Below are 24,915 nucleotides of genomic sequence, written 5' to 3'. Positions count from 1 at the left end.
GGTACACAAAATGACGAAGCTCATTTTACCGAATAAGGATCGAAAACTATATACTTATGAAGCTAGTAATTATACACCTTTTGATGTTCCAACAGATAAACCTTTTGAAAAAAGGACTGCATTCTCGGCTGCTCATGTGGTAGCCGATCCTTTAGCAGATGCTGATCCTACACTTAATGCTCAAATAGATTGGGATAAAACGATGGAGTATCGCCATTATTTATGGTCACTCGGATTATCTGTAGCAGAAGCAATGGATACCGCCCAACGCGGAATGGGGTTAAGCTGGGAAGGTGCGAAAGAGCTAATATCACGCTCGATTAAAGAAGCAAAATCTGTTGGTGGGAATATGGCAAGTGGGGTTGGAACAGATCATCTTGAGCCATCTCCGTCCGTTACATTAGAAGACGTAGAAAGAGCATATGAAGAACAAGTTTCTTTTGTGGAAGGAGAAGGTGGGCAAATTATTTTAATGGCAAGTAGAGCACTTGCAGCCTGTGCACAAGGTCCAGAGGATTATCAGCGTGTCTATAATAAAATTTTAGAAAATGTTTCCCAACCCGTTATTTTACATTGGCTTGGTGACATGTTTGATCCCGCATTAAAAGGTTACTGGGGCCACGAAGATTTAGATGAAGCAATGGAAGTATGCTTGCAAATTATTCGAGACAATGAAGCGAAAGTGGATGGTATTAAGATTTCGCTCCTAGATGATCAAAAAGAAATTGAGATGCGTCGTAAGTTACCAGATAGTGTCAGAATGTATACTGGTGATGATTTTAACTATCCAGCGTTAATCAAAGGAGATGAGCAAGGATACAGTCATGCCTTGTTAGGAATCTTTGATGCAATTGCGCCAGCAGCAGCAGCGGCAATGCATGCATTAGATGCAGGTGATCTAGAGAAATATGACCAATTATTAGAAAAAACAGTGCCGTTATCTCGCCATATTTTCCAGACGCCAACTTTTTCTTATAAAACAGGTGTTGTCTTTATGGCATACTTGAATGGTCATCAAGATCATTTCCGGATGATCGGTGGAAAAGAAGGTGCACGTTCGATTGTTCATTTGTCTGATTTATTTGTGATGGCGGATGAAGCTGGATTATTAAGAAACCCAGAATTAGCAACAGATAGAATGCGTTTGACATTAGAACTTGCTGGTGTGAATCAGGAGGGAACACGATGACAGATGAACAGTTAATGAATCGTCTTAGTTTAAATCAAATTACAACCGAACAATGGAATCTTCAGGAAGCTGTTGAAGGTTGCCTCCGTCATGATGTACCATGGATTTCGATTTGGCGTCATAAAATAGCAGAAATCGGCTTAAAAAAATCAAAACAGCTGATTCAGGATGCAGGATTACAAGTATCGAGTATTTGTCGTGGTGGGATGTTTCCTGCTGCTACTGAGAAAGAAAGAGCAGATAGAATTGATGATAATAAACGTGCTGTGGAAGAAGCGGCAGAATTAGGTACGGATACATTAGTATTGGTTTGTGGTCCAAGTGCTGATAAAGATATTGCTACAGCAAGAGAACAAGTTGCGGAAGGAATTGACAAGTTAGTCCCTTTTGCAAAGGATTATGGTGTAAAATTAGCGATTGAACCTTTACATCCGATGTTTGCTGCAGACAGGTCAGTTATTAACACAATGGAGCAAGCGACAACTATCGCAGAAAAATATGACCCAAGTGAAGTGGGGGTTATTGTTGATGTCTATCATGTTTGGTGGGATCCAAACCTTTATGCGGAAATCGAACGCGCAAAAGGAAGAATTTTAGGATTTCATGTGTCTGACTGGAAAGTACCAATGGATGATATGTTTAAAGGCCGTTTTATGATGGGAGACGGTGTGATCGAAATTAATAGAATGAGAAAAGCAGTAGAAGCAGCAGGTTATCATGGTCCAATCGAGGTTGAGATTATTAATCAATCATTGTGGGATCGTGATGGGGATGACGTATTGCAAGAGGTCAAGCAAAGTTTTGCTAAACATGTATAAATACTGATAAGGATGGGATGAAGGAGTGTATCTTTTAGGGGTACACTCCTTTCATATAAAAATGGAGGGTTGATCATGAAAAAAGCTCCAGCACCATCATTCAGAGATCCAATTTGATAAAAATCTGACTTTAGATTTGAGTTAAAAACTAGGAAAGTTAGTGTATTCTGAATGGTTTAGACTAGATTTATTTACATTTTTATCTTTCAATGGTAATTTAGTAGTATGAATGTCGTAATGTTTGGAGGGGAGAGCCCTGAGAAATAATCAAGATTCAATGGCCTTATACATCACAATTGCAGTAGGGATAACATTACTAATTGGCATAGGGTGGTTTATTAAAAGCTACCTTGATGGTAAAACAGTCTTTAATAATAATTCCATTCAGCAATATGCTTATGATCTTCATCAAACAAAGGCATTAAGCACGATAAATATTCATTTACCCCAGGGGTTAGAAATATTAGCTGAAGAAGAGGATCAGGATGAAAACGAAGAAGATGAGGAAGAAGTCGATGAAACTGTTGAACTAGAAGATGAAGAAAAACTATATGGAGGAACTGAGCAAGTAGACTCCAGCACTAATAATAGTTACTATTACCAAGATAATAATAACAGTTCCAGCAGTTCTAGTAGTTCCAGCAGTAGCAGCGGTAATAGTAGTAGCTCTACAGTTCGTGATGATGTATATGGCGGATAATTACATAAAAAAACAACAGCTTCCATCAATGAATAAGCTGTTGTTTTTTTATTGAAACAATTAACAGGATAATTCATTTCGCCTGAGGATGTTTCTCTGAAACGATATCTAAATCAGCCGCACGTGCATTGGAGATAACCTGTTCTCGGTTTTTACAACCTGGTATAACAGTCGTGACAGCATCGTGTTTTAAGCACCAAGCAAGTGCCCAACTTGCCATATTTACTCCTTCAGGAACTTCGTGACGAGCAATTTCTTCAACGATTCTTAACAAGCGGTCGATTTTGTCACGGTCATGTCTGGATCGTACATCATTTTTTTCAAATGTAGAACCTGGTTTATATTTGCCACTTAAATAGCCACTTGCTAATGGGACCCTAGCCAAAACACCAAGGTCTTGGTTGATGGCAGAGGGAAATATTTTTTCCTCTGGTGCACGATCAAGGCGATTATATACTACTTGAATTGCTTCAGCTCCAACTTCTGTTGCTTTATCAGTCTGATAGCTATCATCATTTCCTGCTAATGAAATTGCTAAGTGGCGAATCTTACCTGCCTGTTTCTGTTTGTCTAACATGGTCCATAAGTCATCATTAGTAAATTCTTCATCAGTACAGGAATGGGCCTGATAAACATCGATGTAATCCGTTCTTAATGATCTCAAGGAGTCATCCAGTTGTTTTAACACTTCACCTGCAGACCAATGGCGCGTCCGTTCAAAATTTCGATGAAAATGGTGACCGAATTTAGTTGCTACAATCCAGTCTTCACGATTATTCCTACTTAAATAATCACCGATAAATTGTTCAGAGAGATGATCACCATAACATTCAGCAGTGTCGATCAAGTTGATTCCTTCTTGTTTTGCCTGATCGAGAATCTGATCAACTTCTAATTGCATAAAATCCTTTCCCCATTCACCACCGAATTGCCAAGTTCCAATTCCTACAACTGAGACATCTAAATTTGTTTTACCGAGTCTACGATATTTCATACTTTGCACCTCATCTCTTTTTTAGTTATAAGTGATAGTTTATCCCTTACAAATAAAAGCATGTATTATTAGGATAACTGAAAAAGGAAGCGATGTCACAAATTAGACACAAAGAATTGATCAAAATGTGAATTAATGAACATGATTATTGAAAAGAAAAACAATTATGATATGATATAAGTGTAATAAATATAACAAACACAAAATAAAATGTGAAATTATGAACATTTAGAAGGAGTGATGGAAGATGTTTTTAGAATTCTTAAGATCTAATCGTTATGTTGCAGGTTTTCTAGCTATTATTCGTATTTATTTAGGGTACACTTGGTTAACATCTGGTTGGGGGAAAATAACAGGAGGTTTCGATGCATCCGGTTATTTACAAGGAGCAGTAGCTAAAGCAAGTGGTGACCATCCAGCAGTTCAAGGCTGGTGGGCAGCATTTCTTGAAAATGTCGCGATACCAGGAGCAAATGTCTTCAGCTTTCTAGTAATGTGGGGAGAGTTCTTAGTAGGAATTGCACTTATTCTAGGAATCTTCACAAACTTTACAGCATTAATGGGAATTGTAATGAACTTTGCCTTTGTTTTTAGTGGAACAGTAAGCAGTAACCCACAAATGATTTTATTAACAGCATTCTTATTAGCAGCAGGGTTGAACGCAGGTAGACTCGGATTAGATCGTTATGTAATTCCATTTATTCGTAAAAAAATAGCAGATAAAAGAAGAAATCAAATGAAACAAGTTGTTGCAGAAACAAATTAACTTATAGCTTAATATGTGAAATATTGAACAAAAACTAAAAGGAGTGATTTCAAATGTTTGTAAATTTTTTAAGAAATAATAAAGTAGTAGCTGGAATCTTAGCTTTTATTAGAGTGTATATAGGGTATCAATGGATGACAGCTGGTTGGGGCAAGATTACTGGTGGAGAATTCGATGCTAGCGGATTTTTGCAAGGAGCTGTAGCAAACGCAGGTGGTGAACATCCAACTGTTCAAGGCTGGTGGGCAGCGTTCCTAGAAGCTGTTGCGATCCCTGGAGCTGATATTTTTACATTCCTCGTTATGTGGGGAGAATTACTAGTAGGTATCGCGCTTATCCTAGGTGTATTTACTAATTTCGCAGCATTAATGGGAATCATGATGAACTTTGCATTCCTGTTCAGTGGAACAATCAGCACAAATGGTCAAATGATTTTACTCACATTATTCTTACTTGTAGCAGGTTATAACGCAGGAAGATTTGGATTAGACAGATATGTGATTCCTTTCATCAAAGAAAAAGTAACAAGCAAAAATGAAGAAAGCTTTATAAAACAAGCAGAAGCACACTAAGCAAAAAACACGCTCCCAAGTGGAGTGTGTTTTTTGTTCTAAGAATATCAAAGAATAGCACAAAATCCATAATCTGCGAAGTAACTGAGGTATGGATTTGTTTCTTCCTTTGAGAGTGGGCAATTCCCCATAGAAGGAGATATCCTTGGAACAGCAAAGGATATCCCCGAAAGCGATGTTCTGTTCCGGGGAAAAAGTCTTCTCTTTCGGGGATAAATGCTTATATCCAGGGAAGAGAAGGAGAAATCCTTGGAACAGCAAAGGATATCCCCCGAAGCGGCGTTCTGTTCCGGGGAAAAAGTCTTCTCTTCCGGGGATAAATGCTTATATCCAGGGAAGAGAAGGAGAAATCCTTGGAACAGCAAAGGATATCCCCCGAAGCGGCGTTCTGTTCCGGGGAAAAAGTCTTCTCTTCCGGGGATAAACGCTTATATCTAGGGAAGAGAAGGAGATATCCTTGGAACAGCAAAGGATATCCCCGAAAGCGATGTTCTGTTCCGGGGAAAAAGTCTTCTCTTTCGGGGATAAAGGCTTATATCCAGGGAAGAGAAGGAGAAATCCTTGGAACAGCAAAGAATATCCCCGGAAGCGATGTTCTGTTCCGGGGAAAAAGTCTTCTCTTCCGGGGATAAACGCTTATATCCAGGGAAGAGAAGGAGAAATCCTTGGAACAGCAAAGAATATCCCCCGAAGCGATGTTCTGTTCCGGGGAAAAAGTCTTCTCTTCCGGGGATAAACGCTTATATCTAGGGAAGAGAAGGAGATATCCTTGGAACAGCAAAGGATATCCCCGGAAGCAGCGTTCTGTTCCGGGGAAAAGTCTTCTCTTCCAAGGATAAATGCCCATATCTAGGGAAGAGAAGGAGATATCCCCAGAAGAATCGTCCTGTTAACTTAGCGACTAAATAGAATTTTCATTACTTCGCAGTTTGTATCTACTCCACATCACAAAAACAAGCAGGGTCGGTGACCTCGTTAAAGCAGTTTTGTTGTTGTAAACAAAAAAAGGCACCCTATATTATAGGGTGCAAAGGGGGACAATCTATTTTGAATCAAAATACTGTACATGTATCCACACCTCAGAAAGATGTGAACAGTATATGTACACAACAACTATTATTGTAACCGATTTCATTATATAAAATTTAGTAAGCGATTACAATAGGTATATAGAACTATTTTATTTGTAAATAATAGCAATACTAAATTAGATAATAGCGAATATGCTTATATAAAGACTTTTTAAATGAATGATAATTTTAAAAAATGGGTGATAAATATGAAATTTCGCCGTTATCAATATCAAAAAAACCGTAACATCATATTGTTAATCGGATTGATCTTCACGATAGCTTTCATCACGTTAGTTGTTTATGCGATTGTACAGTTTTTTTCTACAGAGCGAGAAGTGGAAAAAGTGGCAGAACAGTTTTATCAATACGAACAAAATGGGGACTTCTCTAATTCGTGGGAGATGTTTCACTCTTCTATGAAGAACAGATTTGACAAAAGTGACTACATTCAAGATCGTGCCCACGTATTTCTCGAACACTTTGGCGTTAACACGTTTGATTTTACGATCAGTGAACCGGTAAAAATTGAAAATTATCAAATGACAACTGAACTGGCAAACACTCAAACCGTTTACCGACTTATCGTAACCTATATTTATCAGAGTAAATATGGTTATTTAGAAATTGATCAACCAGTTATTTTAGCTGAAGAGGATCAAGAATGGCGAATTTTATGGGAATATGAAGAATGACCCATGTTCGATGTTGAAATTTAAACATAATAAGCGTATAATATAAACTACCATACTAGTATAAAGAAGGTGTAGGAATGGTCACTCAAAGTCAAAGAACAAGAGGATCGTCACGGGATTATGTGTACAACACGATTAAAACACAAATTATGAATGGTGAAATTGCCCCTGGAACCAAGCTGTCTGAAAAAGAAATCTCAGATAAGCTTAATGTTAGCAGAACACCAGTTAGAGAAGCTTTTCTACAATTAAATCAGGAAGAATTGCTAGGTGTCTATCCTCAAATTGGAACAATTGTGACTAAAATTAATTTAGCATTAGTAGAGGAAGGGCGCTTTGTCAGAGAAAATATTGAAAAAGCTATTGTAAGAGAAGCAGCCGAAACAATGGAAAAAGAAGATTTGCTACAAATGGAATCCAACTTAACACTTCAGGAATTTTCATTAGAAAAAGGATCCTATCAACGCTTATTTGAATTAGATGATGAATTTCACCAGTTAATATACCGAGGTTGTGGTAAACATAGAACATGGAATATGGTGAAACGAATGAATGTTCAATTTGACCGTTTACGTCTACTACGTCTTTCTGTCAATCATGATTGGAAAATCATCGTCGCTCAGCATCGTAATATATTTGAAGCAATAGCTGACAAAGATCCTGAGACAGCTGAAAAAGCAGCAATGGAACATCTACAGCTCGTTGAGATAGAAAAAGATCAGCTGAAAGATCAAAACCCAGAATTTTTTGTTTAGAGAGAAGGAGTGTAGATATGAATAGTAAAAAATATAATATGTGGCTACAATATCAGCCAGTAACAGATAGCAAAGTGAAAGAACAATACCAACTTTTGTTGGATCAAGTTTGTGTGATAGGTGATGGTATACAGTTACAAGCTGCAAAGGAAGAGTTGCTTGTGGCTGTACCACAAATGCTTGATAAGAAATTCAACGTTTCGAATGATCCTTATAATAGTAGGTTTGTAATCGGTAACAAGATTAAACTAGCTCAACACCTAGATGAAAGCAAGCAAGCGAAATTAGCAGATAAAAATGAAGAAGCTTTCCTTCTATCATCGGATGAAAAACAATTAATTATTACCGGTAATTCTGATGTTGCTGTCTTATATGGAGTCCATCATTTGTTAAGGTTGATGCAGCTTCATGCAGATATCACTCAATTAGATATAGTCGAACAGCCGAAAAATCAATTTCGAATGCTGAATCAGTGGGATAACTTTGACGGTAGTATTGAGAGAGGGTATTCCGGTCGATCGATTTTCTATCAAAATAATCAATTTGCCGAAGATAAAACGAGAATCAAAGATTATGCGAGATTTTTGTCTTCTGTCGGTATCAATGCGATTTCGATTAACAATGTCAACGTATGGGAAGAAGAAACCTATTTTATTACCAAAAAATATCTTCCTGAAATTCAAGAGATTGCTAGTATTTTCCGTACATATGGTATCAAACTTTATCTAAGTATCAACTTTGCCAGCCCAGTGACACTCGGAGATCTAGATACGGCAGATCCACTTGATCAAAACGTGCAAAATTGGTGGAAAGAAAAAACAAAAGAAATCTATGAATATATTCCGGATTTTGGCGGGTTTGTTGTGAAAGCTGACTCCGAGAATAGACCTGGTCCTTTTACATATAATCGTGACCATGCCGATGGGTCGAACATGTTAGCAGAAGCATTAGAACCATTTCAAGGTAAAGTAATCTGGCGCTGTTTTGTCTATAACCACTTACAGGATTGGCGTGATCGGTCAACAGATCGGGCAAGAGCAGCTTATGATCACTTTAAACCACTGGATGGACGTTTCCATGAAAATGTGATTTTACAAGTGAAAAATGGACCAATGGATTTTCAAGTGCGAGAGCCTGTCTCACCATTAATTGGGGCGATGCCAAATACGAATCAAATGATCGAATTTCAAGTGGCGCAAGAATATACTGGTCAACAAATCGATTTATGTTATCTAATACCACAGTGGAAAGAAGTCCTTGCCTTTGATACGCATATTAAGGGAGAGGGAACAACCATTGAAGAAATCGTAGCCGGGAATATTCATCACAATAAATACAGCGGGGTAGCAGCAGTTTCAAATATTGGTGATGATGAAAACTGGACAGGAAATACTTTAGCACAAGCAAATCTCTACGGATATGGCAGATTAACCTGGAATCCAGCATTAACTTCGGAAGAGATCGCAAAAGAATGGATTAGGCAAACGTTTGGTACGAATCAAGAAGTGCTTGACACGATTGAAGATATGCTATTAAACGCATGGGAAATTTATGAAAATTATACCGCTCCACTTGGAGTAGGCTGGATGGTAACGCCAGGTGTGCATTACGGACCTAACATTGATGGGTATGAGTATTCGAAATGGGGAACCTATCATTTCGCTGATCGTGATGGAATTGGAGTTGATCGGACGAAAGAAACAGGAACAGGTTATACCGAACAATATCAAGAACCGCATCAATCTATTTATAATGACTTAGATAAAGTTCCAGATGAACTACTTTTATTTTTTCATCATGTACCATACAAGTATACGTTGAAAAGTGGAAAGACGGTGATTCAGCATATCTATGACACTCATTATAAAGGCTATGAACAGGTTGAAGGCTTAATCGAGCAATGGAATGGATTAAGCAACGATATTGATAGAGAGCGGTTTGAGAATGTGAAGAATCGCTTAGAGCGACAACTGGAGAACGCTAAGGAATGGCGTGATCAGATCAATACCTATTTTTACCGTAAATCTGGTATCCCAGATCAACACGGACGAACCATCTACTAAAGAAGGGATGTGACAACATGCGAATGGTGTTTCGATGGTTTGGTGAGGGGAATGATAGTGTAACATTATCTCAAATTAAACAAATTCCCGGAGTGGAGGGTATTGTTTGGGCATTGCATGATATTCCTCCAGGTGAAATATGGCCGAAAGACCGCATCTATGAAGTAAAGCAACAAGTAGAGCGTTATGGATTACACCTAGATGTGGTGGAGAGTGTCAATATTCATGAATCTATTAAACTAGGGAGAGCAGACCGTGATCGATATATTACGAATTATATAGAAACGATCAAAAATTTAGCGGCAGTAAATGTAAAAGTTATTTGTTATAATTTCATGCCAGTATTTGATTGGGTAAGAACTGATTTATTTGGTTCCTTACCTGATCAATCGACAGCACTTTTTTATGAAAAGGCAAAAGTGACAGATATGGATCCATTAGAATTAGTCGAAAAAATTGCTGCAAATCCTGATTATACAATGCCTGGTTGGGAGCCGGAACGATTAGAGACACTAAAGGATCTATTTGCAGCCTATCAGCACGTTACAGAAGATGATTTAATCGATCATCTACGATACTTTTTACAAAAAGTCATTCCAGTATGTGAAGAGTATGATATCAAATTAGCGATTCATCCAGATGATCCACCATGGGAGATCTTCGGCCTTCCGCGGATAGTAACAACACAAGAGCGCCTTCGTAATATTATGGGTCTGGTGCCAAGCAAGTATAATGGGATTACTTTATGTTCAGGTGCATTAGGTGTCCGAAGAGATAATGATATCGTCTCGATGATTCATGAGTTTCAAGATCGTATTCATTTTGCTCATATTCGTAATGTGAAATTATTTGATAATGGTAATTTTATTGAAACATCTCACCGAACAAATGATGGTTCAATTGGCATTGATGAGATTGTTAGAGCTTATCATGATGTTAACTTTACGGGCTATACGAGGCCAGATCATGGTCGGCATATTTGGGATGAACAGTGTAGACCAGGTTATGGGCTATATGATCGAGCGCTTGGCATTATGTATTTATGGGGATTATGGGATGCTTACCAATTAGTCAAAGGAAAGGATGAAGCAGATGTTACCAATCCATTCGAACTTAAAAAATAAAGTAGCAGTTGTTACTGGAGGTGGCGGTGTCCTGTGTGGAGCAATGGCTAAGGAATTATCGCGTCAAGGCATGAAGGTAGCCGTATTAAATCGCACTTACGAAAAAGCAGAAAAGGTAGTCGATGATATCAAAGAACAAGGTGGAGAAGCGTTGGCAATTGGCTGTGATGTACTCGACCGAGCAGCGGTGATGGAAGCCGAAGAAAAAATATTTCAAGCATATGGATCCTGTGACGTTCTGATAAATGGTGCAGGAGGTAACCATCCTGACGGTACAACAGCCAGTGAAAAATATGAGAAAGAAGAATTGTCAGATCCCTCCATCCGCACATTTTTTGATATGACAACAGAAGGCTTCTCGTCGGTATTTAATCTTAATTTTATTGGTTCCTTGATTCCGACACAAGTTTTTGCTGAGCGGATGGTGGAACGGAAAACGACGGTTATCAACATTTCATCCATGAGTGCACCAAGTCCGATGACAAAAGTTCCGGCATACAGTGCGGCCAAAGCTGCGATAAATAATTTTACACAATGGCTTGCAGTGCATATGGCGGAAGCGAATGTACGTGTCAATGCGATTGCTCCCGGCTTCTTTTTAACAGATCAAAACAGACCGCTTTTAACAAATGAAGATGGTTCACCAACACCACGTATGCAAAAAATCATTGATCATACACCAATGCGGCGTCTAGGATCGCCAGAAGATTTATTAGGAACATTGCTTTGGCTTGTTGATGAAGAAGCAAGTGGTTTTGTAACAGGTACTTGTATTCCAGTTGATGGCGGATTTATGGCATATAGTGGGGTGTAATTATGCAAGATGTCATTACGATTGGTGAATCAATGGTTGTGTTCACTCCGGTATCAAGTCCAATGATGCGTTATGCAGAGACCTTTTCCAAAAATGTAGGTGGAGCCGAGACGAATGTAGCAATAGGTCTTGCTCGACTTGGACATAACGTAGGCTGGGTTAGTAAGCTAGGAAAAGATGAATTTGGTACATACATTTTAAATACGGTGCGTGGAGAAGGAGTCGATGTCAGCCAAGTTAATCGAGATCCGGATTTTCCGACAGGGCTTTATTTTAAAGAGATTCGCCATGCTGATGATATCCGTGTCAGTTATTATCGGAACGGATCGGCAGCCAGTAATTTACAAACAGATGATATAGATCAAGCATATATAAAAAATGCCAAATATCTTCACGTAACCGGAATAACGCCAGCTTTAAGTGAATCTGCCTACCATACTGTGATTCAAATGATGAAGCTGGCTCGTAAACACGAGGTGAAAGTCGTTTTTGACCCGAATTTAAGAAGGAAGCTATGGTCAGAACAAAAAGCAAGAACTGTACTAACAGAAATGGTGGCGTTATCAGATATTGTTTTACCAGGCATAGAAGAGGCGGACTTCTTATTTGATGAAAAAGATCCAGAACAGGTAGCCGATCAATTTTTAGCTAATGGCTGTGAAACAGTTATTATTAAGCTAGGAGAAAAAGGAGCGTTTTTTAAGACTGAAAATGAAAGCGGATATATTGAGGGATTTCCAGTTCCACAAGTGATCGACCCTGTCGGAGCGGGTGATGGCTTCGTGGCAGGATTTTTATCCGGTGTGCTTGATCAACTTCCGTTAAGCGATGCGGTCAAGCGTGCGAATGCTGTAGGGGCAATGCAAACACAAGTAAAAGGTGATTACGAAGGATTACCAGATCAAGAAGCGTTACATCAATTTATGTTCCAGCAAGATAATATCGATGTCAAAAGGTAGGTTGAATACAAATGACTGTATTACAAAGGATGTTAGACACTGGTGTAGTAGCGGTAATGCGTAAAACCACACCTGAAACAATTATTCCGATTGCACAAGCATTACGTGATGGTGGGGTAACATCGCTTGAAATAACCGTGGAAACACCTAAAGTGTTAACACTTATAGAGAAAGTAAAAGATGAATTAGGTGACGAGGTAATGGTTGGAGCAGGTACTGTACTTGATGCAGAAACAGCACGTGCAGCCTTAATGGCCGGTGCATCGTTTATTTTCTCGCCAACAGTAAGGGAAGAAACAATTGAAATGACGAAACGATATGGAGCAGTATCTGTAGCCGGTGCCTTTACACCGACTGAAATTTTAACAGCCTATGAAAAAGGGGCAGATATGATTAAAGTCTTTCCTGCTAGTGTAGTAGGCCCGAGATTTTTTAAAGATATCAAAGGTCCGCTTCCACATATTCCCATAATGCCTACTGGCGGCGTTGATATCAATAATACTAGTGACTACATCAAGGCGGGAGCAGTTGCAGTAGGAGCTGGGAGTACATTAGTTAAACAGGCCGATCAGATTACAGACAACTATTTAGCTGATTTAACCAACAAAGCAAAAGCATTTATCGAAGCGGTGGAGAAAGGAAGGAACGGAAGATGACCACAATTCAGGTGAAAAGAGAAAGTGAAGCTATTTTTTTGGATAATTGGAAGAAATGTATCGGTACTGGTCGCTTAGGTTTAGCTTTACAACAGGAATATTTGGAGCACTTAAAGACAGTACAAGATGAAATTGGCTTTTCCTATATTAGAGGTCATGGTCTGTTACATGATGATATCGGGATTTACCGGGAGATCGAAGTTGATGGAGAGAAGCGACCTTTTTATAACTTTACCTATATAGATCGTATTTTCGATTCATTTCTAGAGCTTGGCCTAAAGCCTTTCGTTGAAATTGGATTTATGCCAAAATTATTAGCTTCTGATCATCAAACGATTTTTGCCTGGGAAGGCAATGTCACACCACCAAATGATTATCAAAAATGGGAAGACTTAATCAAAGCAGTAACACAACACTTTATCGACCGTTATGGTAGAGAAGAAGTGTTAACATGGCCGTTCGAAATCTGGAATGAACCGAATCTCGTAAATTTTTGGAAAGATGCTGACAAAGAAGAATATTTTAAATTATATCAAGTGACAGCTAATGCGATTAAATCGATTGATCAGCAGATCCAAGTAGGAGGACCGGCAATTTGTGGTGGATCAGATGAATGGATTACAGACTTTTTGACCTTTTGTAAAAACGAAAACGTGCCTGTTGATTTTGTTTCACGCCATGCCTACACATCACGTTCACCACATAAAGTAACAGCGGATTATTACTATCAAGAACTGGCTGAACCAGATAAGATGTTAGCTGAGTTTAAAAATGTTAGACAGTTGATTAAAGACTCCGATTTTCCTGATCTACCTTTTCATATAACGGAATACAATACATCTTACAGTCCGATAAATCCGGTTCATGATACAACGTTAAATGCTGCCTATTTAGCAAAGATTTTAAGTGAAGGTGGCGATCATGTTGATTCCTTCTCATATTGGACATTCAGTGATATTTTCGAGGAACTAGATGTACCGAAAGCGCAATTTCATGGAGGCTTTGGCTTGATGGGCTTAGGTAATGTACGAAAGCCAACCTATCATTTATTTGCCTTTTTTAATCGATTAGGAAGTAAGGTTTTATATCGAGATGATCACATCCTTGTTACAGAAAAGAATGATGGGAATATTTCGCTTGTTGTCTGGAATTTAGTGATGGAGAAAGGTGATGATCATAATCGTGTAATAAACATTCAATTGCCTTTAGCTAACGGGAAGTATTTTGTCTCTTCTAAATCAATCAGTGAAAAACATGCCAATCCATGGCGAGTATGGCAAGAGATGGGCCGACCGCGTTTTCCATCAAAAGCACAAGTGGAAACTTTAAAACAAAGTGCAGTACCACTATTTGAATCCTTTCAAGAGCATGCTAACGATGTAGGATTACAACTAGACGTTCAATTAACAAAAAATGAAGTAAAATTAATTGAAGTAGAATTATTGAAGGATGAAACACCTTCGTACCCAGGGCTGGATGATAGCTTGATTGATTCATATTCATAAAGTAATCCGGTGTGCATCAAGGAGATCACACCGGATTTCCAATTAATAGTTCCAGAAGTGTTTCGCAATAAACAAAGGTGATTTCGCAATAAAGGAGCACCATTTCGCAATAAACAAAGGTGATTTCGCAATAAAGGAGCACCATTTCGCAATAAACAAAGGTGATTTCGCAATAAAGGAGCATCATTTCGCAATAAACAAAAGCAGATATCGCATAAAGGCTGTGCAACTTGCAATTCTAACAAGAAATGTTCTATCTTTGAAATTTCAACAAAGGTAACAAATTATACCTTCTGTTTTTCGTGTTACCTTCTGCTTTTAAACCTAAATCTTTTAATATTCTAGTTGCAGTATATTCTGAATCTATTAAAAGGAACCATCTAAGCTGTCTGTTTGTAATGAATTCTCCAAAGAGATAAATGAAATCAATTAAAGCATAGATGTGGCAGTCTCGATTTTTATAGTTACAGTTTGGACAGACCCATCCACCGTGTCTGCGTTTCATGACAATAGGTTTACACTTTGGACAAAATACACCACGGCGAATATTGCGTAAATCTATGTGTGTATCCTGTAATAGATTCAAATTTTTTTCACTATGCAAAGCAAGCAATTCTTTTCCAAGGGTGAGCAACTGATCCATTGTTAGTATATGGTTAGGAAAATCCTTCGAAAGTTTTTTCAGCCGAAATGGTAGTAGTTGAGAAGTGATTATATCTGGATGATCAATCGATAGGTTTACTTTTTTATGTGTGAAAACGACTAAAGTGTGAATAGGAATGGAGTGGTAGCCTGATTTTGACAGTAATGAATGTAGTTGTTCTTTTTGTAAAGCAGCTTGCATGATGGGGTTATCATAAACTTTTTCTTCAGTATCTTTCGATTGAATCAGTTGATGGGCATCATTTAGCATTATCTTTCCTATTAGATGTTTAACTTCTATTATCAAAAGAAAGTTCGAAAAAAGGAATAATCCATCCATTTGAAAATGGTGTCTATTATGCTCAAGACGCAAGTTATATAAATCATAATGGGAATGTAATGATGTGAGGTTCATGTAATAAGGTAAGCTTTTTTCTCCGAGGTAACCTGCTAGTTCACGACCGAATGCATCTACAATATCAGGAGGTACTTCGAGGTAACGATCTTGTAGTATTTCTAACTGTAACAATGATTTCGTTTTTTGTGGGGGTTTTAATATCAATGAATCATCTCCTCTCCTAGTGAGTATAACAAAAAAGTCGGAATGAAGCGATAAAAATATCGCTTCATTCATTTTAAAATAATTTCCATTTGACTTTTTTAGCTTCTTTTAATCTATCATTCACATTATCCCAATTCACAACATTCCACCAATTTTCTATATAGGATGCTTTATCGTTTTGGTGTTGCAAGTAATAGGCATGCTCCCAAACATCTAGCACTAATAAAGGAATAGTGTCTGGTAATTGAAATAATTGATGTTTCTCAAACGTTTGAATCGCTAGTTTACCACTTCTCGGTGACCACAATAATGCTGCCCACCCATTACCCTCTACTGATTCGGCGGCAGCAGTGAACAACTTTTTAAAGCTATTCCATGAGCCAAAATCTTTTTCGATTTGTTTGAGTATTTCACCAGATGGTTTCTTTTTACTGTTTGGTGTCATGTTATACCAGAAGATGGTATGCAAATAATGACCGGAACCATTAAATGCTTGTTCTCTTAACCAATGCTTGATCGGATCTTTGCCTTTTTTACCGGTGTATAAGGCTTCTTCCGCTTTATTTAATCCGTCAACATAGGACTGGTGGTGTTTTGTGTGATGTAGACGCATAATTTGCTCACTAATATAAGGTTCCAATGCATTATAAGCATAAGGCAAAGGAGGCAGTTTATGCTTACCATAAGGCACACTCTCTCGATTGGAAGAACCTTGTATTTCTTGGATCAAATGTTCACCCTCTGCTCTTAAATCTAACATTCTTTCCGGATTTGCCTCGGCTTCTTCTTGGTCTAATAATTCGTAAATATTTCCTTGCCATTTTTCCACTTGTTTTAAGGCATGCATTTTTTCATCGTCTAAAAGCTCACTCTGATGAATAGTTTGTTTCAGCTTTTCTCCCCAGTTCAACAAGTTTTCAAGATATTCTTTGTATTCTTTATTCATGTCATCACCCCATGTAGCATATGAAAAAGGCCTAAATGGGGTGAATGTATTAGTAGATCTCATTGAAAAATAGTAACGGAGTACGAAAGGAGAGGTAAAGAGCGAAAAGCAGCTGGATACGTAAGGACCCAAAGGAATGGGCATGTAGTCCAGCTGCATGTACAAATATTATGAAATTAAAATTTAATGCATGACAGGTTCATTCCCAGTTTCCGTAAAAAACTTCTCAATATTAAAGGCAGCCATTCCCATTACGGTAGAATGGTTCTTCAGTTTAGCTACGTTTAACTGAACATCATTCTTGTTAAAACCGATTGCGTTTTTTTCAATTCTTTTTTCTATGGCAGGCATAATATACTTTTCGGCCTGGCGCAATGTATTACCGACAACTACTTGCTCTGGATTAAAAATATGAATAATATTAGTAATTCCAACACCTAAATAGTCGCCTACATTTTCTAATAACTGTATTGCTTTTGCGTCACCTTGATCAGCAGCTTCGATCAAATGATCAACCGTAATATCTTTAAATCCAGCTGCTTCTGCTTGGTCAAGTAATGCTTGTTCAGAAGCATAAAGCTCCCAACAACCTTGGTTTCCACATCGACAATCTGCACCATCCTTCTGAATTGTCATGTGTCCAAGTTCACCAGAGAAGCCTCTTAATCCTTTATACAATTTACCTTCTAAAATCAAGCCGACACCAATACCAATACTAATACTTGTATAGACTAACTCACCCGACATTTGTCCGACTCCGTACACTTTTTCACCATATGCCCCGGCATTTGCTTCATTTTCCACTGTAACAGGGACATTGTAGTGGTCAAATAGAATTTGTTGGAGCGGGACTTTTTTCCAACCGAGATTTGGTGCCAATAAAATTTCGCCTTCCGTTGTAACAACACCTGGTACACCGATACCGATACCGACAATTCCGTATTCAGATTCCGGGGCATCGTTCTTTAATCCATCAATTAATTGATATAGCAATGCCAATACTTCATCGAAATCTTCCTGGCTAAAGCGGATTTTTTTCTCCGACAAAATATTACCACGAAGATCGGTTAACACACCTAAAATACTTTTAACACCGAGATCAACTGAAATAGTAAATCCAGCAGTTTCATTTAAAAGTAACATCACTGGTCGTCTGCCACCACTGGATTTACCTGTACCAGATTCATGGATTAATTTTTCATCTATTAGTTCACTTACAAGTGATGAAACAGTTCCTTTGTTTAAACCGGTAACATTTGCAATTGTTGCTCGAGAGATAGGTGCTCTTTCTTGAATAGTTTTAAGAACTAGTGCTTTGTTCTCTTTCTTTACGACATGCTGATTCCACGTTTGACTCAATCTGCTCACTCATCCCTTAACTTAATAAATTAACTTCATTTTAACATAATTAAAAAAATTATTCTATAATCTTTGTTTATTCGCTAGACAAACTTAAATGTAGTTGCTATAATAATCACGAAATCAAATCCGTAATGGATATAACTTGGAGGTATGTATAAATGACATGGTTTGAAAACGTTGACAAAATTAAATATGAAGGTCCAAAGTCAACTAACCCGTTAGCATTTAAATTTTATAATCCGGAAGAGAAGATCAATGGTAAAACAATGGAAGAATTCCTTCGTTTTGGTGTAGCTTACTGGCACACATTTACGGAAGATTTATCAGATCCATTTGGTACAGGTACAGCAATTCGTAACTGGGATAAGTATGATGGTATGGATCGTGCTAAAGCAAGAGTGGAAGCAGCATTTGAATTCTTTGAAAAATTAGGTGTGAAGTACTTCTGTTTCCATGATGTTGATATTGCCCCTGAAGGTGCAACACTACGTGAAACAAATCAAAACCTTGATACAATTGTTGAAATGATCAAGGATTATAAGAAAGATAGCGATGTAAAACTGCTTTGGAACACAGCAAACAACTTTACAAATCCACGCTTTGTTCATGGTGCAGCATCTTCTAGCAATGCAGATGTATTCGCATATGCAGCAGCGAAAGTAAAGAAACAATTAGAAATCGGTAAAGAGCTTGGTGGAGAAAACTACGTATTCTGGGGTGGCCGTGAAGGTTACGAAACACTACTTAACACTGATTTAGGATTAGAGCAAGACAACCTTGGACGTTTCTTCCACATGGCAGTAGATTATGCGAAAGAAATCGGCTTTGATGCACAGTTCCTAATTGAGCCAAAACCAAAAGAGCCAACAACACACCAATATGACTTTGATTCTCAATCGGCACATGCGTTCTTATTGAAATATGGACTAGAGGATCATTTCAAATTAAATATTGAAGCAAACCACGCGACACTTGCTGGTCATACATTCGAACACGAGCTTCGCTATGCACGTGTTAACGGCTTACTAGGATCTGTGGATGCTAACCAAGGTGACCCATTATTAGGTTGGGATACAGATGAGTTCCCTGCAGATATCTATTCTACAACATTAGCAATGTATGAAATCATCAAAAACGGTGGACTTGGATCTGGTGGTCTAAACTTCGATGCCAAAGTACGTCGTGGTTCATTTGAACAAGACGACCTATTCCTTGCACATATTGCAGGTATGGATCACTTTGCAGTTGGTTACAAAGTAGCTAACAAATTAGTAGAAGACCAAGTATTTGAAAAAATCATTGATGACCGTTATGCAAGCTTTAAAGAAGGTATCGGTAAAGATATCGTAGAAGGTAAAGCAGACTTCAAATCACTAGAAGAACATGCACTAAACCTAAAAGAAATCAAAAATAAATCAGGTCGCTTAGAACTAATCAAAGCAACGATCAATCAATACTTATTAAACGCATACGCTGATCAATAAGATAAGCAGTAAGAAGAAGACTTAGCTGAGCTTGTGCATAGCTAAGTCTTTACTTCGATATAGGAGTTGTATTGGTTGTGAATTATAACCAAAAGGAGAGGTGTCGCTGTGAGTTATGTAATCGGTGTCGATCTCGGCACAAGTGCAGTTAAGCTGCTATTAGTTAATAAAGCTGGCGAAGTAGTTCAGGAAGTTTCGAAGGATTATCCATTAATTCAGGAGAAAACAGGCTATTCTGAGCAAAAACCAGAAGATTGGGTCGAACAAACTGTAGCTGGGCTTAAAAAGCTTGTTCAGCAGTTTGATGGAGATGTTTCTGACATTGAAGGTTTAAGCTTTTCCGGCCAAATGCACGGATTAGTCTTACTGGATGAAAATAATCAAGTGTTGCGAAATGCAATTCTTTGGAATGATACACGTACAACTTCACAATGCGCGGAAATTTATGAAAAAGTAGGCAAAGAAAAGTTTATTGATATTACGAAAAACTTAGCATTAGAAGGCTTTACCTTACCAAAAATTTTATGGGTGAAAGAACATGAGCCGGAAATCTTTGCGAAAGCAAAAACATTCGTTTTACCTAAGGATTATGTGCGTTACCGCTTAACAGAGCAAGTGCATATGGATTACTCTGACGCAGCTGGTACCAGTTTATTAAATGTAGCGAAAAAAGAGTGGAGCAAAGAAATCTGTGACTTACTTGACTTAGATGTTTCGATTTGTCCACCACTAGTTGATTCACATCACAATGTCGGAAAAATAACGTCAGAGATTGCAACTGAAACTGGATTATCTGCAGATACAGATGTGTTTGCTGGTGGAGCGGATAATGCCTGCGGTGCGATCGGCTCAGGTATATTATCTGAAGGGAAAACTTTTGCAAGTATTGGAACATCTGGTGTGGTACTTTCCTATGAACCAACAGGTGATAAAGACTATAAAGGAAAAGTACACTATTTTAACCATGGTGAACAGGATGCATATTATGCCATGGGTGTTACGTTAGCAGCTGGGCATAGCTTAAATTGGTTTAAAACAACATTTGCAGCAGAACAAAGCTTTGAAGAGCTGTTAGACGGTGTTGGTAAAGTACCTGCTGGTGCAAATGGTTTGCTTTTCACGCCTTATCTTGTAGGGGAACGAACACCACATGCTGATTCACAAATTCGCGGTAGCTTTATTGGTATGGACAGTTCCCATACATTGAAGGATTTTGCCCGTGCTGTATTAGAAGGAATTACATTTTCCCTTAACGAATCGATTGCGATCTTTAGAGAAAATGGCAAACAAATCGATACGATCTATTCGATTGGTGGTGGAGCGAAGAATCCAGATTGGCTACAGATGCAAGCTGATATCTTTGATGCCAATATTGTCAAATTAAAAAGTGAGCAGGGCCCTGGAATGGGAGCTGCGATGCTTGCTGCCTATGGTTCCGGCTGGTATCCTTCATTAAAAGAATGTGCAGATGCCATTTTAGAAGATGCTGAAACCTATCAGCCAAATCCAGACAACGTGGAAAAATATAAACAGTTATTTAAGTTGTATCAAGATGTGTATCAACAAACACAGCAATTAAATCAAGATTTGATGGACTTTAGAAAATAATACTAAAAAGCCAAGGGTTAATTTCCTTGGCTTTTTAGTATAATCACAGTATAATACTGCCTACCCTATCAATCCATATCCTTATTTATGATGGAAACCAAATTTTAAATCTTCCACTTAATGCTAAAAGACTGAAAAAGTAAAGACAGTTATCATAGTATCTTCTCTTTCCTGTTCTGACGGGGGTATTCCAAAATAGATCAACAGCTTTTTTCGCATTGTCACCGCTTGTCGCTAATGATGCCATAGCATTGGCAGCGATCAGTCCAACTGGATGAAGTGCTTTTTCATCAAAAGGTTCTCCGTCAATTTTATACCTTCTGTAATCCTCAGGATCTTTATCAGCAAAGAATGCCTGAATCTTTTCCGCGACGACGACTGGACAAGCATTATCTTGAAACCATTCATAATCTAGTCCAATATTACAGGCAACACGGTAAGAATCACTGAAGAAATGGCCGAACCCTCTAATATGATTAGGTGAACCATCATAAAAAGCATATTCTGGAGCTAAACCGGTTATCGGGTGTGCCGACTTTGCAATATATTGCCTACTAGCGATGGCAGCTTCCTTCCAAAAATTACGATCTTCCTCATAACTCCATAGGGCAAACAATTCATAAAAATGTGGTAAGTGATAAGAGGGATCAGAAAATTCTACGCTAGGAACAAACTTTATCAGTTTGTTCTCTGGATTCCACATGGGATAGCCATCATTATTTTCTCCTTTATGAATACAACGATGTAATAAATCCTTTGCATGCTTACTATATTGATAGATTCCAGTTCCGTCACCCCATCGATGGGAAGCGAAAAACAGTGCTAATGCAAAATATTCTTCACCGTCTGGGGCAGGGCCATAAGCATTCTTTGAACCATCTGGTGCACATGACCAGGCAAAGTAGCCAGCATTTTCTCCTTCTTCCATATACATATAAGTCATGGACCACTTCCATAGCCGATCGAAAATATCTTGATCATCCATTTGGACTGCCATCATCATTCCATAGGACATACCTTCTGTCCGAACGTCGTCATTTCCGGTATCAAGCATATAACCTAGGTCATCACCGACAGGAAAATAGATTTGTGTTTCCGGGTGTGAGGAATCAAATAAGAGTTTCCATGTATTCTCTACTTTACGATTGATTAGCTCCTCGTCATACCCATATTCTTTCCATACGTTCCGATAGTTTCTGTTTGTAAATGTAGCTGTGTAACTCATCAAACTCCTCCTTCTGCTGTTCTGCATGGGATACTTATACAATAAAATAGATTAGTGGAGATTTCGTGGGCAAAATAATCACGATAAATCGAAAACCCACTTTTCTTTTGACTCATATTATACTATAATAAGTATGTCTATCGAATGAACAAAGTATATTTTTTTCTTTGATTTTTAAAGCGTTTTCAAGAGAGGAGGAATCATCATGGCAAAAACAGTGAATTCCAACGGATTTTATCGTTTTTTGGAATGGTTGATGTGGATCATGTATTTAAATTTGTTGTGGGTAATGATGTCACTTGTTGGCTTGATTGTTCTTGGTATATTTCCAGCAACAGCGGCTTTAGTGACTACCATTAGGGAGTGGTGTGTACGAAAGGATGGTATTGCTTTTAACAAAACGTTTTTTAAAGCTTATAAGCACACATTTATCCAGTCAAACATAATTGGCTATCTATTGACGATCATTGGCTATATTTTATTTGTTGATTTTCAGTGGATTATGCAACATACTTCAACCTTTCAATCATTATTTCTAGTCTTATTTATCGTCATTGGGATTATTTACACGATTACGATATTGTACATATTTCCAACCTTTTCACATTTCGACTTATCGATACGGCAAACATTTAAGCATGCGATTGTATTAGGATTATTCAGTCCATTGGTTACGATAGCAATGTTTATTGCTTTATTTTTACTGCAATATATATGGAGGTTTATTCCTGGTCTACTCCCTGTAGTTGGTGTTAGCTTCACTTTTTATATTGTCACTCGGGCAGCGATATTTGCCTTTGAAAGCTTTGAAAACAGGCAGCAAAGCTTATTAGAGAAAAAATATGTGAAAGGGGAGAAGAAGCATGCATAAAGTCTATTTGGTTGATGATGATGTCTTTGTTCGTAAAGGAATCAAAACATTGATAGATTGGGAATCATATGGCTTTACAGTCTGCGGGGAAGCAGGAAATGGAGAAGATGCATTGGCGGAAATAAAAGAACTTCAGCCAGACCTTGTGTTAACCGATATCAGAATGCCTGTCTTAGATGGTTTAGATTTAATTAAACATGCGAAAGAAATGTTATTCCAATCTCCTTATTTTATTGTTATTAGTGGGTATAACGATTTTAAATATGCACAGCGCGCACTTCGTTATGGAGTAAAAGATTTTATTTTGAAACCTGTTGATCAAGATGAAATTCATCAAACATTAAAGAAAATAGCTAATTCGATCGAAGTTGAGTATGAAACCAAACAATTGGAAGATAAAATGGAAACGGTATCAGAATTGAAAAAGTTCCTTTTATGTGACAAAGAATGTAATCTATCAAATGAATGGCAGCATCCTTTCTTAGAAGAGACGGCGTATACATTTATAAAAGTCGAGTTAAACGGATTAAATATCGATTATCAGGAAAGCTTTGAACAATTAGAAAATGTATTGCTTTCGATGGAAGCACAAAATCATTTTATCTGTTTTGAAGATAATATCAATTGTTTTGGCTTAGTAATCAATAACAAATTTTTGTCTGCGAATAATCAAACGCTAGATCAATTTCTCGATGAGTGGTATCGACATGCAGATTTAGATATGCATATTTATTGTGGTGAAACAGTCCAGAAAGTCGAGGACTTAACTACTTCGTATAAGACAGCCAAAAAGTGTGTGCAATTCAAATATTTAGTTGATAAGCCGATTATTACTGCTGCTATGATTGCTGAAAAAGATGTTTTTTTCATCGATCTGGATCAGGTCTACTATGACAAAATGATGGAATGTGTAGAAGAAAACAATCATGAAAAGATCGACAAACAATTAAATAAAATGTTACAAGCTTGCAAAGAAATGAAGTTTGCTAAAGATGCTTGGCGAACCATGGTCAATCGTCTCAATCATAAAATTCTTAAATCGATAAAAGAATCAGATGGAAATGAACAGGAAATCGCCAATTTAAAAGAAATGTTAGAGTGGGATCAATATTCTTTAAGTCTTCAGCAATTACAAGTTTTATGGGGAGATTTTATCAAAGATGCAGCCAACATTCTGGCTAAATTAAATCAAAACAATGTGAAAGGAACGATTTATCAAATCAAGAAATACATCCATACGCATTACGATCAACCGATAACACTAAAATCGATTGCGAACAAATTTTTTATGAATCCGGTATACATGGGGCAATTGTTTAAAAAAACTTATGGTGTTTATTTTAAGGATTACATCTTAACGGTAAGAATGGATGAAGCTAAGAAACTCTTACGAACGACCGATTTAAAAGTGTATGAAGTGGCAGAAAATGTTGGATTTAATAATCCGGATTATTTTGTTACCCAATTTGAAAAGATTGTTGGAACCACTCCTTCACAATATCGAAAAAAATTAATGGATCGAATCAGCTAGAAGG

At 37.7% G+C, this 24,915-nt stretch carries 24 protein-coding genes; 19 read left to right on the top strand and 5 right to left on the bottom strand.

The features are described from left to right. Positions 1-10 precede the first annotated feature (10 nt). From GH715_RS04005 to GH715_RS03995, 3 genes are all read left to right on the top strand, one after another. Complete coding sequence (locus tag GH715_RS04005) at positions 11-1,189, top strand: dihydrodipicolinate synthase family protein (protein WP_153834347.1); 1,179 nt, start codon at positions 11-13, stop codon at positions 1,187-1,189. Beyond that, a complete protein-coding gene (locus GH715_RS04000) occupies positions 1,186-2,007 on the top strand; it encodes a sugar phosphate isomerase/epimerase family protein (protein WP_153834346.1) in 822 nt (273 codons plus the stop codon). Before GH715_RS04005 ends, GH715_RS04000 begins: the two co-directional genes overlap by 4 nt. A gap of 277 nt (positions 2,008-2,284) precedes the next feature. After that, a complete protein-coding gene (locus tag GH715_RS03995) occupies positions 2,285-2,707 on the top strand; it encodes a hypothetical protein (protein WP_153834345.1) in 423 nt (140 codons plus the stop codon). 73 nt (positions 2,708-2,780) lie between these two features. On the opposite strand, the gene GH715_RS03990 is transcribed toward GH715_RS03995, so the two are convergent. Then, positions 2,781-3,701, bottom strand: coding sequence for an aldo/keto reductase (locus GH715_RS03990; RefSeq protein WP_153834344.1), 921 nt, complete (start codon positions 3,699-3,701; stop codon positions 2,781-2,783). 247 nt (positions 3,702-3,948) lie between these two features. Here GH715_RS03990 and GH715_RS03985 point away from each other — a divergent pair, with 247 nt between their 5' ends. The 12 genes from GH715_RS03985 to GH715_RS03930 all read left to right on the top strand — a co-directional run bounded on the left by GH715_RS03985 (position 3,949) and on the right by GH715_RS03930 (position 14,680). Next, on the top strand, positions 3,949-4,467 hold the full coding sequence (locus GH715_RS03985) for a DoxX family protein (protein ID WP_153834343.1): 519 nt from the start codon (positions 3,949-3,951) through the stop codon (positions 4,465-4,467). A 53-nt stretch (positions 4,468-4,520) separates the two neighbouring features. After that, positions 4,521-5,039, top strand: a complete 519-nt coding sequence (locus GH715_RS03980; RefSeq protein ID WP_153834342.1) for a DoxX family protein — start codon at positions 4,521-4,523, stop codon at positions 5,037-5,039. Positions 5,040-5,184: 145 nt separating this feature from the next. Next, a complete protein-coding gene (locus GH715_RS03975) occupies positions 5,185-5,463 on the top strand; it encodes a hypothetical protein (protein WP_163578447.1) in 279 nt (92 codons plus the stop codon). Between the two features lie 33 nt (positions 5,464-5,496). Further along, positions 5,497-5,775, top strand: a complete 279-nt coding sequence (locus GH715_RS03970) for a hypothetical protein (protein WP_163578446.1) — start codon at positions 5,497-5,499, stop codon at positions 5,773-5,775. Positions 5,776-6,285: 510 nt separating this feature from the next. Beyond that, positions 6,286-6,804, top strand: coding sequence for a hypothetical protein (locus tag GH715_RS03965; protein WP_240469342.1), 519 nt, complete (start codon positions 6,286-6,288; stop codon positions 6,802-6,804). A gap of 77 nt (positions 6,805-6,881) precedes the next feature. Continuing rightward, positions 6,882-7,559: a GntR family transcriptional regulator gene (locus GH715_RS03960; RefSeq protein WP_153834339.1), complete on the top strand. Its 678-nt coding sequence runs from the start codon at positions 6,882-6,884 to the stop codon at positions 7,557-7,559. A gap of 17 nt (positions 7,560-7,576) precedes the next feature. Next, entirely contained in the window at positions 7,577-9,622 is a 2,046-nt protein-coding gene (locus GH715_RS03955) for an alpha-glucuronidase family glycosyl hydrolase (protein WP_153834338.1), read from the top strand. Positions 9,623-9,639: 17 nt separating this feature from the next. After that, positions 9,640-10,746 (top strand): mannonate dehydratase, encoded by a 1,107-nt coding sequence (gene uxuA, locus GH715_RS03950; protein WP_153834337.1) that lies wholly within the window; start codon positions 9,640-9,642, stop codon positions 10,744-10,746. Continuing rightward, complete coding sequence (locus GH715_RS03945) at positions 10,715-11,560, top strand: SDR family oxidoreductase (RefSeq protein WP_153834336.1); 846 nt, start codon at positions 10,715-10,717, stop codon at positions 11,558-11,560. Before uxuA ends, GH715_RS03945 begins: the two co-directional genes overlap by 32 nt. 2 nt (positions 11,561-11,562) lie before the next feature. After that, positions 11,563-12,519 carry a sugar kinase gene (locus GH715_RS03940; RefSeq protein WP_153834335.1) on the top strand — a complete coding sequence of 319 codons (957 nt, stop codon included), beginning with the start codon at positions 11,563-11,565 and terminating at the stop codon, positions 12,517-12,519. 11 nt (positions 12,520-12,530) lie between these two features. Next, a complete protein-coding gene (locus GH715_RS03935; RefSeq protein ID WP_153834334.1) occupies positions 12,531-13,175 on the top strand; it encodes a bifunctional 4-hydroxy-2-oxoglutarate aldolase/2-dehydro-3-deoxy-phosphogluconate aldolase in 645 nt (214 codons plus the stop codon). Continuing rightward, complete coding sequence (locus GH715_RS03930; protein WP_153834333.1) at positions 13,172-14,680, top strand: GH39 family glycosyl hydrolase; 1,509 nt, start codon at positions 13,172-13,174, stop codon at positions 14,678-14,680. Before GH715_RS03935 ends, GH715_RS03930 begins: the two co-directional genes overlap by 4 nt. Positions 14,681-14,933: 253 nt before the next feature. On the opposite strand, the gene GH715_RS03925 is transcribed toward GH715_RS03930, so the two are convergent. The 3 genes from GH715_RS03925 to GH715_RS03915 form a co-directional block, all read right to left on the bottom strand. Continuing rightward, positions 14,934-15,884 (bottom strand): nuclease-related domain-containing protein, encoded by a 951-nt coding sequence (locus tag GH715_RS03925; RefSeq protein ID WP_163578445.1) that lies wholly within the window; start codon positions 15,882-15,884, stop codon positions 14,934-14,936. A gap of 73 nt (positions 15,885-15,957) precedes the next feature. Continuing rightward, positions 15,958-16,830 (bottom strand): superoxide dismutase, encoded by an 873-nt coding sequence (locus tag GH715_RS03920; RefSeq protein WP_153834331.1) that lies wholly within the window; start codon positions 16,828-16,830, stop codon positions 15,958-15,960. A gap of 183 nt (positions 16,831-17,013) precedes the next feature. Further along, positions 17,014-18,189, bottom strand: coding sequence for an ROK family transcriptional regulator (locus tag GH715_RS03915; RefSeq protein ID WP_153834330.1), 1,176 nt, complete (start codon positions 18,187-18,189; stop codon positions 17,014-17,016). A 161-nt stretch (positions 18,190-18,350) separates the two neighbouring features. Between GH715_RS03915 and xylA the strand changes: the two genes are divergently transcribed. Both xylA and xylB read left to right on the top strand, forming a co-directional pair. Beyond that, positions 18,351-19,676: a xylose isomerase gene (xylA, locus tag GH715_RS03910; RefSeq protein WP_153834329.1), complete on the top strand. Its 1,326-nt coding sequence runs from the start codon at positions 18,351-18,353 to the stop codon at positions 19,674-19,676. 108 nt (positions 19,677-19,784) lie between these two features. Next, a complete protein-coding gene (xylB, locus tag GH715_RS03905; RefSeq protein ID WP_163578444.1) occupies positions 19,785-21,284 on the top strand; it encodes a xylulokinase in 1,500 nt (499 codons plus the stop codon). 85 nt (positions 21,285-21,369) lie between these two features. Here xylB and GH715_RS03900 read toward each other — a convergent pair whose 3' ends face one another. After that, positions 21,370-22,509 carry a family 8 glycosyl hydrolase gene (locus GH715_RS03900; RefSeq protein ID WP_153834328.1) on the bottom strand — a complete coding sequence of 380 codons (1,140 nt, stop codon included), beginning with the start codon at positions 22,507-22,509 and terminating at the stop codon, positions 21,370-21,372. 205 nt (positions 22,510-22,714) lie between these two features. On the opposite strand from GH715_RS03900, the gene GH715_RS03895 reads away from it, so the two are divergent. Next, on the top strand, positions 22,715-23,380 hold the full coding sequence (locus GH715_RS03895; RefSeq protein ID WP_153834327.1) for a YesL family protein: 666 nt from the start codon (positions 22,715-22,717) through the stop codon (positions 23,378-23,380). Then, entirely contained in the window at positions 23,373-24,911 is a 1,539-nt protein-coding gene (locus GH715_RS03890; RefSeq protein WP_153834326.1) for a response regulator transcription factor, read from the top strand. The genes GH715_RS03895 and GH715_RS03890 overlap by 8 nt, the downstream gene beginning before the upstream one ends. Positions 24,912-24,915: the final 4 nt, after the last annotated feature.

Origin of the sequence: Gracilibacillus thailandensis (assembly GCF_010994055.1) — a bacterium.
Taxonomy (GTDB): Bacteria; Bacillota; Bacilli; order Bacillales; family Amphibacillaceae; genus Gracilibacillus; species Gracilibacillus lacisalsi.
The sequence above is the reverse complement of the archived record's forward strand: the minus strand, read 5'-3'. Positions and strand labels throughout refer to the sequence as shown.

Excerpts from the sequence above, each read along its gene's own strand:
- GH715_RS04005 (WP_153834347.1), top strand. The coding sequence starts at position 11 with ATGACGAAGCTCATTTTACCGAATAAGGATCGAAAACTATATACTTAT.
- GH715_RS04000 (WP_153834346.1), top strand. The coding sequence starts at position 1,186 with ATGACAGATGAACAGTTAATGAATCGTCTTAGTTTAAATCAAATTACA.
- GH715_RS03995 (WP_153834345.1), top strand. The coding sequence starts at position 2,285 with ATGGCCTTATACATCACAATTGCAGTAGGGATAACATTACTAATTGGC.
- GH715_RS03990 (WP_153834344.1), bottom strand. The coding sequence starts at position 3,701 with ATGAAATATCGTAGACTCGGTAAAACAAATTTAGATGTCTCAGTTGTA.
- GH715_RS03985 (WP_153834343.1), top strand. The coding sequence starts at position 3,949 with ATGTTTTTAGAATTCTTAAGATCTAATCGTTATGTTGCAGGTTTTCTA.
- GH715_RS03980 (WP_153834342.1), top strand. The coding sequence starts at position 4,521 with ATGTTTGTAAATTTTTTAAGAAATAATAAAGTAGTAGCTGGAATCTTA.
- GH715_RS03965 (WP_240469342.1), top strand. The coding sequence starts at position 6,286 with ATGAATGATAATTTTAAAAAATGGGTGATAAATATGAAATTTCGCCGT.
- GH715_RS03960 (WP_153834339.1), top strand. The coding sequence starts at position 6,882 with ATGGTCACTCAAAGTCAAAGAACAAGAGGATCGTCACGGGATTATGTG.
- GH715_RS03955 (WP_153834338.1), top strand. The coding sequence starts at position 7,577 with ATGAATAGTAAAAAATATAATATGTGGCTACAATATCAGCCAGTAACA.
- uxuA (WP_153834337.1), top strand. The coding sequence starts at position 9,640 with ATGCGAATGGTGTTTCGATGGTTTGGTGAGGGGAATGATAGTGTAACA.
- GH715_RS03945 (WP_153834336.1), top strand. The coding sequence starts at position 10,715 with ATGTTACCAATCCATTCGAACTTAAAAAATAAAGTAGCAGTTGTTACT.
- GH715_RS03940 (WP_153834335.1), top strand. The coding sequence starts at position 11,563 with ATGCAAGATGTCATTACGATTGGTGAATCAATGGTTGTGTTCACTCCG.
- GH715_RS03935 (WP_153834334.1), top strand. The coding sequence starts at position 12,531 with ATGACTGTATTACAAAGGATGTTAGACACTGGTGTAGTAGCGGTAATG.
- GH715_RS03930 (WP_153834333.1), top strand. The coding sequence starts at position 13,172 with ATGACCACAATTCAGGTGAAAAGAGAAAGTGAAGCTATTTTTTTGGAT.
- GH715_RS03920 (WP_153834331.1), bottom strand. The coding sequence starts at position 16,830 with ATGAATAAAGAATACAAAGAATATCTTGAAAACTTGTTGAACTGGGGA.
- xylA (WP_153834329.1), top strand. The coding sequence starts at position 18,351 with ATGACATGGTTTGAAAACGTTGACAAAATTAAATATGAAGGTCCAAAG.
- GH715_RS03900 (WP_153834328.1), bottom strand. The coding sequence starts at position 22,509 with ATGAGTTACACAGCTACATTTACAAACAGAAACTATCGGAACGTATGG.
- GH715_RS03895 (WP_153834327.1), top strand. The coding sequence starts at position 22,715 with ATGGCAAAAACAGTGAATTCCAACGGATTTTATCGTTTTTTGGAATGG.
- GH715_RS03890 (WP_153834326.1), top strand. The coding sequence starts at position 23,373 with ATGCATAAAGTCTATTTGGTTGATGATGATGTCTTTGTTCGTAAAGGA.